15 protein-coding genes are annotated in these 13,897 nt (G+C 71.9%); 5 read left to right on the top strand and 10 right to left on the bottom strand.

The features are described from left to right. The 3 genes from C1I93_RS04795 to thrS all read right to left on the bottom strand — a co-directional run. A partial coding sequence (locus tag C1I93_RS04795) for an aldo/keto reductase (protein WP_111241995.1) occupies window positions 1-1,039 on the bottom strand: 1,039 nt, incomplete at its 3' end. Window positions 1,040-1,486: 447 nt separating this feature from the next. After that, window positions 1,487-2,005, bottom strand: a complete 519-nt coding sequence (locus C1I93_RS04790) for an HIT family protein (RefSeq protein WP_111241984.1) — start codon at window positions 2,003-2,005, stop codon at window positions 1,487-1,489. A gap of 144 nt (window positions 2,006-2,149) precedes the next feature. Further along, window positions 2,150-4,153: a threonine--tRNA ligase gene (gene thrS / locus C1I93_RS04785; protein ID WP_111241983.1), complete on the bottom strand. Its 2,004-nt coding sequence runs from the start codon at window positions 4,151-4,153 to the stop codon at window positions 2,150-2,152. A gap of 208 nt (window positions 4,154-4,361) precedes the next feature. Here thrS and C1I93_RS04780 point away from each other — a divergent pair, with 208 nt between their 5' ends. The 3 genes from C1I93_RS04780 to C1I93_RS04770 are packed head-to-tail and all read left to right on the top strand — an operon-like array spanning window position 4,362 to window position 7,392. Continuing rightward, the gene (locus tag C1I93_RS04780; protein WP_181445009.1) at window positions 4,362-5,225 is read left to right on the top strand and encodes a DUF1775 domain-containing protein; all 864 of its coding nucleotides are present in this window, start codon (window positions 4,362-4,364) and stop codon (window positions 5,223-5,225) included. Window positions 5,226-5,266: 41 nt separating this feature from the next. Continuing rightward, window positions 5,267-5,956, top strand: a complete 690-nt coding sequence (locus C1I93_RS04775) for a response regulator transcription factor (RefSeq protein WP_111241994.1) — start codon at window positions 5,267-5,269, stop codon at window positions 5,954-5,956. 17 nt (window positions 5,957-5,973) lie between these two features. Then, a complete protein-coding gene (locus C1I93_RS04770; RefSeq protein WP_223256362.1) occupies window positions 5,974-7,392 on the top strand; it encodes a HAMP domain-containing sensor histidine kinase in 1,419 nt (472 codons plus the stop codon). 323 nt (window positions 7,393-7,715) lie between these two features. Here the strand turns inward: C1I93_RS04770 and C1I93_RS04765 are convergent, their stop codons facing one another. Both C1I93_RS04765 and C1I93_RS04760 read right to left on the bottom strand, forming a co-directional pair. Continuing rightward, window positions 7,716-8,738, bottom strand: a complete 1,023-nt coding sequence (locus tag C1I93_RS04765) for an adenosine deaminase (protein WP_111241980.1) — start codon at window positions 8,736-8,738, stop codon at window positions 7,716-7,718. Further along, entirely contained in the window at window positions 8,735-9,529 is a 795-nt protein-coding gene (locus tag C1I93_RS04760; RefSeq protein WP_111241979.1) for a trans-aconitate 2-methyltransferase, read from the bottom strand. Before C1I93_RS04760 ends, C1I93_RS04765 begins: the two co-directional genes overlap by 4 nt. An 87-nt stretch (window positions 9,530-9,616) precedes the next feature. Between C1I93_RS04760 and C1I93_RS04755 the strand changes: the two genes are divergently transcribed. Beyond that, window positions 9,617-10,600, top strand: a complete 984-nt coding sequence (locus C1I93_RS04755; protein WP_111241978.1) for an aldo/keto reductase — start codon at window positions 9,617-9,619, stop codon at window positions 10,598-10,600. Beyond that, complete coding sequence (locus tag C1I93_RS04750) at window positions 10,594-10,845, top strand: hypothetical protein (RefSeq protein WP_420811749.1); 252 nt, start codon at window positions 10,594-10,596, stop codon at window positions 10,843-10,845. The genes C1I93_RS04755 and C1I93_RS04750 overlap by 7 nt, the downstream gene beginning before the upstream one ends. A gap of 123 nt (window positions 10,846-10,968) precedes the next feature. On the opposite strand, the gene C1I93_RS04745 is transcribed toward C1I93_RS04750, so the two are convergent. The 5 genes from C1I93_RS04745 to C1I93_RS04725 all read right to left on the bottom strand — a co-directional run bounded on the left by C1I93_RS04745 (window position 10,969) and on the right by C1I93_RS04725 (window position 13,858). Continuing rightward, entirely contained in the window at window positions 10,969-11,172 is a 204-nt protein-coding gene (locus C1I93_RS04745; RefSeq protein WP_067306996.1) for a cold-shock protein, read from the bottom strand. Between the two features lie 289 nt (window positions 11,173-11,461). Further along, entirely contained in the window at window positions 11,462-11,734 is a 273-nt protein-coding gene (locus C1I93_RS04740) for a DUF4235 domain-containing protein (RefSeq protein WP_111241977.1), read from the bottom strand. Beyond that, window positions 11,731-12,051 (bottom strand): DUF3618 domain-containing protein, encoded by a 321-nt coding sequence (locus C1I93_RS04735; RefSeq protein WP_111241976.1) that lies wholly within the window; start codon window positions 12,049-12,051, stop codon window positions 11,731-11,733. Before C1I93_RS04735 ends, C1I93_RS04740 begins: the two co-directional genes overlap by 4 nt. Continuing rightward, window positions 12,048-12,482 carry a phage holin family protein gene (locus C1I93_RS04730; protein ID WP_111241975.1) on the bottom strand — a complete coding sequence of 145 codons (435 nt, stop codon included), beginning with the start codon at window positions 12,480-12,482 and terminating at the stop codon, window positions 12,048-12,050. Before C1I93_RS04730 ends, C1I93_RS04735 begins: the two co-directional genes overlap by 4 nt. A 164-nt stretch (window positions 12,483-12,646) precedes the next feature. Then, complete coding sequence (locus C1I93_RS04725) at window positions 12,647-13,858, bottom strand: mechanosensitive ion channel family protein (protein WP_111241974.1); 1,212 nt, start codon at window positions 13,856-13,858, stop codon at window positions 12,647-12,649. Window positions 13,859-13,897 lie beyond the last annotated feature (39 nt).

The following is a 13,897-nucleotide window of genomic DNA, read 5'->3' as shown; positions in this document are numbered from 1 at the left end:
GCATGGGGCTGGGCCAGTAGGGGCGGTCGACCTCGCGGAGGGCGGCGGCGCGCAGGGCGGCGAGCTGCCGCTCCACCTCGGCGAAGTGGTCGGGGCTCAACGGCCCGAGGTCCAGCGCTGCGGCGTTCTCCTCCAGCTGGGCAACGCTGCGGCAGCCGGGAATCGGGATGGCGCGCGAGCTGCGGGCCCAGATCCAGCCCAGGGCACCCTGGGCCAGGGTGCGCCCGTCGGCGGTCAGCGCCGACCGGACCGCCTGCACCCGACGCAGCCACTCCGGAGCGGGCCGGCCCCCACGGAACCACTCCAGCCAGCCCGAGGTGATGCCCCGCACGTCGTCGTAGGGCAGCGTCGAGGCGGGGTGATACTTGCCGGTGAGCAGCCCCATGCCGAGCGGACCACAGCTGATGCTGGCCAGGTCGTACTTCTCGCAGAGGTCGAGCAGGTCGGGCGCGTCACGCAGCACCGAGAGGCTGTGCTGCACGGCGGTGGCGTGCGGGGCGTCCTGCCCGAAGGCGGCGGCCCGGTCGGGCCGGTCGGTGCTCCACCCGTACGCGCGGATCAGGCCCTCGGCCACCAACTCCTCGAGGGTGCCGACGAGCGCCTGCGCCCGGGCGATCGGCAGGTCGGCCAGGTGTAGCTGGTAGAGGTCGATCCGGTCGGTGCCGAGCCGACGCAGCGAGTCCCGCACGGCCCGGCGAAGGTACGCCGGTGAGGCGTCCGGCCCGGTGGCCTGCCGGGTCCGCTCGTCGAAGGTGAACCCCCACTTGGTGGCGATGACCGCCTCGTCGCGCCGACCCGCCAGCGCCCGCCCGAGGACACGTTCGCCGTTCCCGGCCCCGTACGTGTCGGCGGTGTCGAACAGGGTGACGCCGAGGTCGAGCGCCCGGCGGACGGTACGGATCGACTCCTCGTCGTCGACCGCGCCCCAGCCCAGCGGCGTGTTTCCCTCGGCCCAGGGGCCGGCTATCGCCCAGCAACCCATACCCAGGGCGCTGACCTGGATGCCGCTGCGGCCCAAGGCCCGCGTCGACTGTGCCATCGGCGCATCGTGCCATGCCAGCGGCAGCATCTGGGAGAGCTTCATCACGATCATCCGTACGGGCGTCCCACCCACCCGGATCACCCGGACAACCCGGAATCCGCCTCGGTTTTGCCGCCCACATCGCGCCGGAACCCGCCACCGCAGCTCACGGCCATTTTCCCCGGCCCCGTCGCCCCGCTCGACGTTGACGCAGCGTGTGCCGAGCCGTCACCCGCCTCCCCACGCACGCTTTGCTCTGCTTCACCGGACGCAACGGATTCGGGCCGAATCCGTTGCGTGGGTTGAAGCAGAGCAAAGCGTCCAAGCAGGAGGATGGTGGGTGCCGCCGAAAGCCGTCCGCCCGGTGCCGCCGAAAGCCGTCCGCCCGGTGCCGCCGAAAGCCGCTCGCCCCGGTGCCGCCGCGAGCGCGCGTTGGGTGCTGTCGGGAGCGCGGCCGGCGCGTGGTCAGGCCGGGTCGGGCCAGGCGCGGGCGAGCAGGTCGCGGGTGTCGCCGAGCAACTGTGGCAGCACCTTGGTGCGTCCGATCACGGGCATGAAGTTGGCGTCGCCGCCCCACCGCGGCACCACGTGCTGGTGCAGGTGGGCGGCGATGCCGGCGCCGGCCACGCCGCCCTGGTTCATCCCCAGGTTGAAGCCGTGCGCGCTGCTGACCGTGCGGATCACCCGCATGGCGGTCTGGGTGAAGGCCGCAAGCTCTGCGGTCTCAGGCCCGTCCAGGTCGGTGTAGTCGGCCACGTGCCGGTAGGGACAAACCAACAGGTGGCCCGGATTGTACGGATACAGGTTGAGCACCACGAACACGTGCCCGCCCCGCGCGACCACCAGGTTCTCCTCCGGGGGCCGGTGCGGAGCCAGGCAGAACGGACAGCCGGACGGCTTCTCGTAGCCGCCCTCGGGCCGGTCCGCACCGGAGATGTACGTCATCCGGTGGGGCGTCCAGAGCCGGTCCAGCCCGTCGGCCATGTCTCTGTCGGCGTGCTCCTCGGCCCCAGTCACACCGGCGATCCTACGACCCCGCGGTACGGGTGCCGAGCCGTGGCCCGGCACCCGACGCGGTGTTAACAGGGGACCCCTGCTATGCACGAGGCGTTAATAGGGGGCCCTTCCTTACACCTGGGCGGATGGGCCGACGTTGGTGCGGGTGGTGACGACGTCGAGCACGTGCGCGACCGCCTCGGCGAGTGGCACCCCGTTGCGCTGGGAGCCGTCGCGGTAGCGGAAGGAGACCGTGCCCGCGGCCACGTCGTCGTCGCCGGCGATCACCATGAACGGGATCTTCTGCTGCTGCGCGGTGCGGATCTTCTTCTGCATCCGGTCGTCACCGGCGTCGACCTGGGCGCGGATGCCCTCGGCCCGCAGCGCGGCCACGAAGCCGTGCAGATAATCGGTGTGCTCCGCGCGGATCGGGATGCCTACCACCTGCACCGGGGCCAGCCAGGCCGGGAACGCGCCCGCGTAGTGCTCGGTGAGCACCCCGAAGAACCGCTCGATCGAGCCGAACAACGCTCGGTGGATCATGACTGGCCGCTGCCGGGTGCCGTCGGCGGCCTGGTACTCCAGGCCGAACCGCTCCGGCAGGTTGAAGTCGACCTGGATGGTGGACATCTGCCAGGTACGCCCGATGGCGTCCTTGGCCTGCACGGAGATCTTCGGGCCGTAGAAGGCCGCGCCGCCCGGGTCGGGCACCAGGTCCAGGCCGGACTCCTCGGCGGCCGAGCGCAGCGCCTCGGTGGCCCGCTCCCAGTTCTCGTCGGTGCCCACCGACTTCTCCGGGTTGCGGGTGGACAGCTCCAGGTAGAAGTCGTCCAGGCCGTAGTCGCGCAGCAGTTCGAGGACGAAGGCGAGCAGCGACTTCAGCTCCCCCGCCATCTGCTCCTCGGTGCAGAAGATGTGCGCGTCGTCCTGGGTCATGCCGCGCACCCGGGTCAGGCCGTGCACCACGCCGGACTTCTCGTACCGGTAGACCGTGCCGAACTCGAACATCCGCAGCGGCAGCTCCCGGTAGGAGCGGCCCCGGGAGCGGAAGATCAGGTCGTGCATCGGGCAGTTCATCGGCTTGAGGTAGTAGTTGGCGCCCTCCACCTCCATGGGCGGGAACATGCCGTCGGCGTACCAGTCGAGGTGCCCGGAGACCTCGTACAGGTGGCCCTTGGTGATGTGCGGGGTGTTGACGAAGTCGTACCCGGCCTGCTCGTGCTTGATCCGCGAGTAGTTCTCCATCTCGCGGCGGATGATGCCGCCCTTGGGGTGGAAGACCGCCAGGCCGGAGCCGAGTTCGTCGGGGAAGCTGAACAGGTCCAGGTCCACGCCGAGCTTGCGGTGGTCGCGCCGGGCCGCCTCCTCCAGCAGCTTCAGGTACGCCTTGAGTGCGTCGCGGGTCGGCCAGGCGGTGCCGTACACCCGCTGCAGCTGCGGGTTCTTCTCCGACCCGCGCCAGTACGCGGCGGCCGAGCGCATCAGCTTGAACGCGCCGATCAGCCGGGTGTTCGGCAGGTGTGGGCCCCGGCACAGGTCCGACCAGCAGACCTTGTCGGAGTCGGCGGCGAGGTTGTCGTAGATGGTCAGCTCGCCGCCGCCCACCTCCATCACCTCGGAGGAGTCCAACCCCTCGCCCTTGACGTCGATGAGTTCCAGCTTGAACGGCTCGGCGGCCAGCTCGGCCTTGGCCTCGTCCAGGCTGTCGAAGCGGCGCCGACGGAACCGCTGCCCGGACTTGATGATCTCCTGCATCCGCTTTTCGAGCTTGGCCAGGTCGTCGGGCTGGAACGGCTTCTCCACCGAGAAGTCGTAGTAGAAGCCGTTGGTGATCGGCGGGCCGATGCCGAGCTTCGCCTCGGGGAAGACGTCCTGCACGGCCTGGGCGAGCACGTGCGCGGTCGAGTGGCGCAGCACGTTGAGCCCGTCCGGCGAGTCCAGCGCGACCGGCTCGACGGTGGTCTCCTCGGCCGGGCGCCAGTCCAGGTCACGCAGCGCGCCCTGCGGGTCGCGGACCACCACGATCGCCTTCGGGCCGGTGGTGGGCAGTCCGGCCGCGGCCACCGCGTCGGCCGCCGTCGTCCCGGCGGCGACGACGACGGGGTCGGCCACGGCGGGGGTACGGGGTGCGGACACGGGTGACTCCTCTGGGCAGATGTGACGGTGGGTGCCGATGTCGGCTCTCCTGGGATGCTATCGGTCGGCCTTCGGGCGCTGCCGCCCGATATCGGCGGCACGCGGATCACGCCCGCCGTTGAACCTTTTCGGCCCGACATCCGAACTACCAGGTGCGGCCGGAGCCCGTTCCGGCCTTGCCGAGAGGGATGGGGAACCCAGGATGGCGATGACGCGCAGCGGGAGCCGTCGACGCCGGGGCGCTCTGGTGGCCGCCCTGGCCACGGCCGGGGTGCTGCTCTGGCCCGCCACGGCGTGGGCGGACGGCGTGACCTTCACACCCACCGAGGCCCAGCAGGGCAACTCGGTGAAACTCGAATTCGTGGTGCCCGACGAGCGACCCGGTGTCCGCACCGAACGGATCGAGATCCGGATGCCGCAGGACACGCCGGTCGCCGAGGTCTGGCCGTTGTCGGTGGCGGGGTGGGCGCCGGCGATCAACACTCGCAAGCTGGACGCGCCCATCTCCGGCATGCACGGCCCCGCCACCAATGTGGTGACCGCCTCGCTCACCTGGACCCGGGCTGCCGGCCAGACCGACGAGGGCCCGGCCCGGCTGGTGTTCTCGATGGCCCCGCTGCCGCAGACCGACCGGCTCACCTTCGAGCTGACCCAGACGTACGCCGACGGTCTGCAGGTGCACTGGGGCGCCGGCCCCGGTCAGCGTCCGCTGCCGGCGCTGACCCTGACGCCTGGCGACCCGAGCTATCCCGGCGCGGGCCACGGCGGGCACGGCGCGGCGGCCGGTGGCGGCGAGCCGGGCGGCGCCCCGTCGGCCACGGCCGGCACCGACGGCGGCCCGAACGCCACAAGCCTGCTCATCGCCGGCCTCGTCGCCGGCCTGGGCGGCGGCGCGGTGGTGGGCTGGCTGATCAGCCGGCGACGCCGGAGCATCGCCGACGACGTCGACCGTTCCGTGCTCGACGAGGTGCCGACCGACGGCGATGCCGAACCGGCGACCCGGACGGACCGCGAATCCGAACCGGCGGCCCGGACGGACGACGAGGTGGTCCGGGTCGGCGCGGCCCGCTGAGCGGCGGCCGTCCCCGCCGACCGGCGATGTACCGTGCTCAGGTGGCCACCGTCCTGTTGGTCGAAGATGATCACGTCGTGCGCGGCGCGATGCTTCGATCCCTCACCGACCGGGGTCATGCCGTGCACGCGGTCGGTACGGCGCTCGACGCGTTGCGCCGGGTGGCTGCGGAAACACCCGACCTCGTCGTGCTCGATCTCGGGCTGCCCGACCTGGACGGCTCGGACGCGCTGCGGATGTTGCGCGGCATCACTGACGTGCCGATCATCATCGCCACCGCCCGGGACGACGAGCAGTCAGTGGTCCGGCTACTGCGGGCCGGTGCCGACGACTACATGATCAAGCCGTTCACCGGCGCGCACCTGGACGCCCGGATCACCACGGTGCTGCGCCGGGTGGGTCGGGCCAGTCGGGCCGTGCAGCCGGCCGTGCACAGCGTCGGCGGGCTGCGGGTCGACGTCGGCGAACGCAGCGCCCATCTCGACGGCACGGCGCTGGCGCTGACCCGCAAGGAATTCGACCTGCTGGCGTATCTCGCCGCCCGCCCGGGCCGGGTAGTGTCCCGGCGGGAGCTCTTGGAGGAGGTATGGCGGCAGCCGTCGGTCGGCGAGGACCAGACCATCGACGTTCACCTTTACTGGCTACGCCGCAAAATGGGCGAGTCCGCGGCGAAGCCGCGCTACCTGCGCACCGTGCGGGGGGTGGGCTTCCGGCTGGTGGCGCCGGACTGAGGCGCACGCTGGCCCTGTTGACGGCCGGCGTGGGCACGCTGCTGGCGGCTGCCTTCCTGATCCCGCTCGGGCTGACCCTTGATGACCGGGCCCGGGAGGAGGCGATCGCCGACGCGGCCCGCCGCAGCGCCCTGGTCACCGGTGCGCTCGCGGTCAGCACCGACCCGGAGGTGGTGGCCCGCGCGGTCGAGGCAAGCGGCGAGGACCCCGCCACCCGGCCGGTCGTGCACGGCCTGACCGACGCTGCCGTTGCCGGCCGGGCCGACGACGCCCAGTTGGCGCGGGCCCGAGCCGAGCGGCACTCGCTCGTCGTCAACGTCGACGGTGGGATGTTGCGGTTGGATCCGGTGCTGCTCGGCGAGCAGACCGCAGTGGTGGAGGTCTTCGTGCCGGACGCCGTGCTCGACGGTGACCGGGACAGCTGGCTGCTGCTGGCCGGGGTGGCGGTCGCGCTCGTGGGTGCGGCGGTGCTGGTGGTGGACCGCGTCGCGGCCCGGACCGTGGAGGCGACCCGGGGTCTGGTCACGGCGACGCTCGCGGTGGCGGACGGCGACCTGGGCGTACGCGTCCAGCCGAACGGCCCGCGTGAGCTGGCCGAGGCCGGGCACGCCTTCAACCGGATGGCGGAGCGGCTGGTCGCGGCCCGCACCGAGGAGCGGGAGCTGGTGGCGGATCTGTCGCATCGGCTGCGTACCCCGTTGACGGTGCTCCGGTTGGACGCGGAGGCGCTGGAGTCCGACGACACGAGTGTGGGTTCGTTCAGTCAGGCGGAGCTGGACTACCGACGCGGCATCCGGCGGATCCGGCAGGCGATCGTCACCCTGGAGGGTGAGATCGACACGTTGATCAAGACCACTCGCAAGGCGGTGACCACCGAGGCGGCGGCGGGTCCGGCGGCATGCGACGTCAGCGAGGTGGTCCGGGACCGGATGGTGTTCTGGGCGGCCCTGGCTGGTGACCAGAACCGACCGCACCGGGTGAGCGGCGCTCAGCTGCGGATCCCCGCACCGGTGGCGCGGGCGGAGTTGGCCGCCGCGCTGGACGCGGTGATCGGCAACGTCTTCCGCTACACCCCGCAGGGCACCGCGTTCGAGGTGGCGGTCTCCCGTCGCGACGGTTACGTGGCCATCCGGATCGACGACGCCGGTCCGGGCATCGCCAACCCGGATCGCGCGTTGCGCCGGGGCGCCAGCGACCAGGGCTCCACCGGGCTGGGCCTGGACATCGCCAAGCGGGTCGCGTTGCAGGCGAATGGTTCGGTGAGCATCGACCGGGCCCGGATGGGCGGGGCCAGCGTGGTGATGTTGCTCGCCGATCCGGAGGCGACGCCGCGCCAGGTCAGCCGGTTCGGTCTGGTGGGCCGGATGGCCCGGGAGGGCCGGGAGTCCAAGAGCAGTGGGCGCCGGTGGCCGCGGCAACGGCCGTCGGACGGCTGAGCAGGGCCGCAACGGTGACGGTGCGCTGATCGGGCCGACGCGGACTGTGCGGCGGCACAAGTCTTCCTTAGATCCGGCTTAATGCCGCCCTACGGCCCGCATCCGGCTGCCAGGATCACTCGCGAACCAGCAGTTCCACCGCCCCTTCTGCTCCCAGCGCATGCGGGTTGGTGGAGCCGTGCGCGCGGCGGGAGTCACGGTCCCCCCACACCACAGCCTCCCGCCGCGCGCCACCCTGTCCCCCACCACGTCGATCTAGGGCTTATCGTCGCTGCTGGAGATCGACTAACGACACTTGGCCCTAGATCGACGTTGTCGGGCGGTCAGCCGTGGCTGGCCAGGTAGGCGTCGATCTCGGCGGTTAGGTGGCGTTTGGCGGGCTCGTTCAGGAAGGACGCGGTGACGGCGGCTCGGGCCAGCGCCGCCACCTGCGGCGGGCCGGCGCGCAGCAGCTCGGCGGCGACGGCGTACTCGTCGTCGAGGGTGGTGCCGAACATCGGCGGGTCGTCCGAGTTGATGGTCACCAGCACACCGGCTTCGACCAGGCGGGGCAGCGGGTGCTCCTCGATGCTGGCCACCGCGCGCGTGCGTACGTTGGAGGTCGGGCAGACCTCCAGCGGAATCTGCCGCTCGGCGAGGTGGGCCAGCAGTTGCGGGTCCTCGGCGGCGGAGATGCCGTGGCCGATCCGTTCGGCGCCCAGCTCACGCAGGGCGTCCCAGACGGTCTGCGGCCCGGTGGTCTCCCCGGCGTGCGGCACCGAGTGCAGTCCGGCTGCCCGGGCCCGGTCGAAGTACGGCTTGAACTGCGGCCTCGGCACCCCGATCTCGGGGCCGCCCAGGCCGAAGCTGATCAGCCCGTCCGGGCGCTCCTCGAGGCAGATCCGCAGCGTCTCCTCGGCCGCCGGCAGGCCCGCCTCGCCGGGGATGTCGAAGCACCAGCGCAGTTCGATGCCGAAGTCGGCGGCGGCGCGCTTGCGGGCGTCCTCGATCGCCTCGCAGAACGCCGGCGCCGGGATGCCGCGCGCGACGTGCGAGTACGGGGTGACCGTCAGCTCGGCGTAGCGGACCTGTTGACGGGCCAGCTCCCGGGCCACCTCGTGGGTGAGCAGCCAGACGTCCTCCTGGTCGCGGATGAGGTCGACGACGCTGAGGTACAGCTCGATGAAGTGCGCGAAGTCGCGGAAGACGAAGTAGTCGACCAGCTGCTGCGGGTCGGCCGGGACGGGACTGCGCCCCTCGTGGCGGGCGGCCAGCTCGGCCACGATCCGGGGCGAGGCGGAGCCGACATGGTGCACGTGCAGCTCCGCCTTGGGCAGTCCGGCGATGAAGGTACGCAGGTCGGTCACGGGTTCTCCTGGGAACGGACGCCGGTGCGGGCGACAACGAAGATCCGACGGAACGGAAAGCACACCTGCCCACGCCGGGCCGGATACGCCTCGGCCAGCCGTACGCCGAGGGCGGCCCGGAAGGTGGCCCAGTCGGCGGGGTCCAGCGTGGCGCGGACCGGACGTAGCGCGGTGCCCTCCATCCACGTCAGCACCGGGTGGTCCGCGTCGGGCGGGGCCGGCAGCAGGTGCACGTAGGTAGTCTCCCAGGCGTCGACCGCACAACCCACGTCGGCCAGTGACGTGGCGTACCCGACCGGGTCGGCGACCGGGTCCGGGCGCAGCAGTCCGGCCAGGTCGGCCTGCCAGACCGGGCGTGCGGCCACCTCGCGCAGCGCCTGGTGCGAGGGGGCGTCGAAGTTGCCGGGCACCTGCACCGCCAACCAGGCGCCGGCCGGCAGCTCGCCGGCCCAGCGGGTGAGCAGCTCGCGATGGCCGGGCACCCACTGCAACACCGCGTTGCTGACGACAACGTCGGTGCTCGGGTCGGGCCGCCAGTGGCGTACGTCGGCCACCGCGAAGGTGACGGGGGCATCCACCTGGGCGGTGCGCGCGATCATCTCGGCCGAGGAGTCCAGCCCGATGATCCGGCTACCGGGCCAGCGGTCGGCGAGGGTGGCGGTGAGGGTGCCGGGGCCGCAGCCGAGGTCGACAACGGTGCGGGGTCGGTCGGCGGCCACCCGGGCGAGCAGGTCGTGGAACGGCCGGGACCGTTCGTCGTGGTAGCGCTGGTACGCCGCCGGATCCCACATCGCGCCTCCGCCAGTAAACCGTACGTACGTATTGTTACGGTAAGGCCCGACCCTGCGGACCGGCAAGCCTGTCACTAGGCTCACCGCATGGAGCAACGCACCTTCCCCCGCCTGGGTCGCCAGGTCGGCGTGATCGGCCTCGGTGCCTGGCAGCTCGGCGCCGACTGGGGCACGGTCACCGAATCCGACGCGATGGCGGTGCTGGACGCCGCGGTCGAGGCCGGCGTCACCTTCCTGGACACCGCCGACGTGTACGGCGACGGACGCAGCGAACAGCTGATCGGGCGGTTCCTCGCCGCCCGTCCCGACGCCGGCCTGACGGTGGCGACCAAGATGGGTCGTCGGGTGCCGCAGACACCCGAGGCGTACACCCTCGACAACTTCCGTGGCTGGACCGACAGGTCCCGGGCCAACCTCGGCGTGGACACGCTGGACCTGGTGCAGTTGCACTGCCCGCCGACAGTGGTCTTCGCCGACGACGCGGTCTTCGACGCGCTCGACACCCTGGTCGCCGAGAAGCGGATCGCCGGGTACGGCGTCAGCGTGGAGACCTGCGACGAGGCCCTCACCGCGATCGCCAGGCCGGGGGTGGCAAGCGTCCAGATCATCCTGAACGCGCTGCGGCACAAGCCGCTGGAGCAGGCGCTGCCGGCCGCCGCCGCGGCCGGGGTGGGCATCATCGCCCGCGTGCCACTGGCCAGTGGCCTGCTCTCCGGCCGCTACGACGAGCAGACCACCTTCGCCGCCGACGACCACCGCTCGTACAACCGGCACGGCGAGGCGTTCGACGTCGGCGAGACCTTCTCCGGCGTCGACTTCGCCACCGGGCTGGCGGCCGTACGCCGACTCGTTCCGCTGGTGGGCGACGATCGCACGATGGCCCAGTTCGCCCTGCGCTGGGTGCTCGACCAGGTGGGCGTCACAGTGGTCATTCCCGGTGCCCGCGACGCCGCCCAGGCCCGGGCCAACGCCGCAGTTGCCGGGCAGCCGCCGCTGTCCACACTGGAGCTGGCCGAGGTGCGCGCGGTCTACGACGAGCTGATCCGGGCACAGGTGCATCACCGGTGGTGAACGGGGTGCCCGCCGGCGGTGCGACCGGCGGCGGGAGCAGGGAGGTGGCGTTGAGTGGCTGGTTCCGCCTCACCCTCGGTCTGCTGGCCATGATCGTCGGGGCCCTCTGGACGGTGCAGGGCCTCGGCTACGTCGAGGGCAGCGTGCTCACCGACCAGCGGCTCGGGGCGGCGATCGGCGCGGGGCTGGTGCTGGTCGGCGTGGCGCTGATCTGGCTGGGGGTCCGCGCCCGCGGCCGCCGCTGAACGCGGCGCACCGCGCGGCCGCCGCCGCACGCGGAAAACCCCGCATCCCGGACAGGATGCGGGGTTTCGCTTGATCCAGGCAGTCGGATCACCCATCGACCGGCGTACGCCGGACAGCGTCGCTCAGAGGGGGCGGACCTGCTCGGCCTGCGGGCCCTTCTGGCCCTGGGCGATCTCGAACTCCACCCGCTGGTTCTCCTCCAGCGAGCGGTACCCGCTGGACTGGATGGCCGAGAAGTGGACGAACACGTCAGCACCCCCGCCGTCGACGGTGATGAAGCCGAAGCCCTTGTCAGCGTTGAACCACTTCACGGTTCCCTGCGCCATGTGTATCTCCTTCTAAAACTGGCGGCCGAGCACGCCGTGCGGCCGGTTGGCCGTTTTCGAGCAGCGGTGCTTGAGGCGGCCCCCGGTGAAGGAGACTTCTCTCAGCCCACGCTGTCTCGCAACAGCGTGGACCAGCAAACCACGTACGCAAAAACTTCGCACAGCCTACCCGACGAAATTCTCCGACATGTGACCTGACGGATGCGTAGGCGTCGCTGGGTGGCGGTGAAAGGCAAGGCGAAAGGCCCCTTCCGCAGGCTGGCGGAAGGGGCCTGAAGCGCTTTTTTTCCTAGTCTGGCCAGCGGCCGGTGAGTCGACGTACGCCGACCGCACCGCCCCGGTCCACGGCGGCCCGGACGACGGAGAAGATCGCCCCCTGCAACGCCGCCGCCGCGAGGATCTCGCCCCAGCGCCGGTCCTCGTCGGTCGGGCTGGGGGCGTCGCCGTCCCCCGCGGTCATCTTCCACACCTGGCGGAAGACCGCCCCCGCGATCGCGCCTGCGGCGAAGCCGGCCAGGATGCCCATCGGCCGGTAGGCGACCTTGCTGATCCCCTTGCTCACCCACGCCTCCCTCGAATGATCAGCAACACCACCGCGGCCACCACCGCGCCGGCCGCGAGCGCGACGAACGGCGCCGGGCCGGAGCGCGCCCCGGTCCCGGTCTGCTCGTGGTGCATCCCGGCCTGCGCGCGGACCCGCGCCACGGTCTGCACGGCCTGGTCCCGCATCCGCTCGCGGGCCTGGTCGGCCGAGGACTTCAACCGCTTCTTGACGTCGGCCTTGGCGGCCAGCGCCTCCATCGTCTCGCCCAGCTCCACCCGGGTACGCCGGATCTCCTCCCGCAGCGCCTCGGTGTCGCCGGTGCCGTTGCCCGTCATGCCCGCCCCCTGTCCTTCACCGCGGCGCTGACCACATCGACGTCGGCCCGCAGGCTGCGCACGGTCGCCTGCGGCACCGGCGGGACAGCCCGGCTGACCTGCCGCTTGCCGATCAGAGCGAGCACGCCGGCGATCAGGAACACGGCCGCCGCCACGATCAGGGCGGCGGCCCACGCCGGCAGCACCAGGGCCAGCGCGAGGATCGCGGCGGTGAGCAGCGCGCCGAGGCCGAAGAACGCGAGCGCGGCGCCGCCGGCGAGCAACCCGAGGCCGATGCCGGCGTGCTTGCCCTTCTCGGTCAACTCCGCGCGGGCCAGCGCGAGTTCGTCGCGTACCAGGCGGGACATCTGTTCCGCCGCCCGCTGGACCAGCTCGGCGGTGGACGGCTCGCTCCCGTTGTGGGAGGTGCGGACATTCGCCACATCAGCCATGCTGTCCCCCTCTCATCGTTCCCGCGCTGTATGCCCGAAGTCGTCGCCTGCCAATCCTGTCCGCAGACAAGGAACAGAAGCGTCGCGCAGCAGGTCCCCACCAAACGCGCCGCCAAACCTCCACCGGGGCCGTTTCCGGGAGCGACGGCGCAACTCGGTCGCGGTCAGTGGCGGGCTTCGGCGGGTGCGGCGGGTTCGTCGGGGCCGACGAAGGCTTCGCTGCGCGCGTCGCCGTCGTCGCTGCCGCCGAAGAGGCGGGCGTCGTCGGGGACGTCGGCGTCGGCCGGGCGGGGCGTGCTGGGACGACGCCGAGGCTGCACCCACTGCCAGGGCAGGTTCCCCGCGCCGTCGCCGACCTCGGCACGCAGCCGGGGCATCGCGGTGGGCCGCTGGTCGCGTACCCAGGCAACCAGATGCTCGCGGACCAGGCAGCGCAGGTCCCACAGCGCACCGGCGCTGCCGGCGCTCACCAGCGCGCGAACCTTGATCATGCCGCCGGTCGCGTCGGTCACCTGGAGTACGCAGACCCGGCCGTCCCACAGCTCGGTGCTCTCCACCAGGCGGCGCAGTTCCTCGCGCATGGCCTGCACCGGCACCGACCAGTCGACCTCGAACTCGGCGGTGCCGAGCACCTTCGCCTCGGTACGCGTCCAGTTCTGGAAGGGGGTGCTGGTGAAGTACGAGGTGGGCAGGATCAGCCGCCGGTCGTCCCAGATCTGCACCACCACGTAGCTGAGCGTCAGCTCCTCGATCCGGCCCCACTCCCCCTCGACCACCACCACGTCGTCGAGGCGGACCGCGTCGCTGAAGGCCAGTTGCAGGCCGGCGAAGACGTTGCCCAGCAGGCTCTGCGCGGCCAGGGCGGCGACGATACCGACCACACCGGCGCTGGTCAGTACGCCGGCACCGATGCCGCGTACGGCGGGGAAGGTCATCAGCATCACGCCGAGGGCAAGCACGACGATCACCACGATGGTGACCCGGCGCAGCATCACGACCTGGGTGCGGACCCGGCGGGCGTGCCGGTTGTCCGGCACGTCCACCCGGAACCGGGCCAGCGCGGTGTCCTCGACGACCACCAGCAGCGAGGCGACCAGCCAGGCGGTGGCCGCGATGACGGCGAGCACCAGCAGATGCAGCAGGGCCTGCCGCCAGCCGCTGCCGACCGCGTAGCCGGTGCTGAACCGGATGGCGAACTGCACGGCCAGCACGGTGGCGGCGACCTGGAAGGAGCGGTGCGCGTGCTCCGACAGCTCGGTCAACAGCAGCGACCGGCGACCCCATCGCTTGGTGAGGCGATGGACCACCTCGACCACGGCAAGGGCGATCGCCGCCGCGGCGAGCGCGGCGACGATCGTCACGAGGTAGCTGTGCACCTGTTCTTCTCCTTCTCCACCGGCGGCGAGATCCACATA

Origin of the sequence: Micromonospora endophytica, from assembly GCF_003236305.1 — a bacterium.
Taxonomy (GTDB): Bacteria; Actinomycetota; Actinomycetes; order Mycobacteriales; family Micromonosporaceae; genus Micromonospora; species Micromonospora endophytica.
The sequence above is the reverse complement of the archived record's forward strand: the minus strand, read 5'-3'. Positions and strand labels throughout refer to the sequence as shown.

Bases quoted from the DNA above. Each gene is read 5' to 3' on its own strand.
- C1I93_RS04790 (WP_111241984.1), bottom strand. From the start codon at position 2,005: ATGGCCGACGGGCTGGACCGGCTCTGGACGCCCCACCGGATGACGTAC.
- C1I93_RS04780 (WP_181445009.1), top strand. From the start codon at position 4,362: ATGACGCGCAGCGGGAGCCGTCGACGCCGGGGCGCTCTGGTGGCCGCC.
- C1I93_RS04760 (WP_111241979.1), bottom strand. From the start codon at position 9,529: ATGTGGGATCCGGCGGCGTACCAGCGCTACCACGACGAACGGTCCCGG.
- C1I93_RS04755 (WP_111241978.1), top strand. From the start codon at position 9,617: ATGGAGCAACGCACCTTCCCCCGCCTGGGTCGCCAGGTCGGCGTGATC.
- C1I93_RS04745 (WP_067306996.1), bottom strand. From the start codon at position 11,172: ATGGCGCAGGGAACCGTGAAGTGGTTCAACGCTGACAAGGGCTTCGGC.
- C1I93_RS04735 (WP_111241976.1), bottom strand. From the start codon at position 12,051: ATGACGGGCAACGGCACCGGCGACACCGAGGCGCTGCGGGAGGAGATC.
- C1I93_RS04730 (WP_111241975.1), bottom strand. From the start codon at position 12,482: ATGGCTGATGTGGCGAATGTCCGCACCTCCCACAACGGGAGCGAGCCG.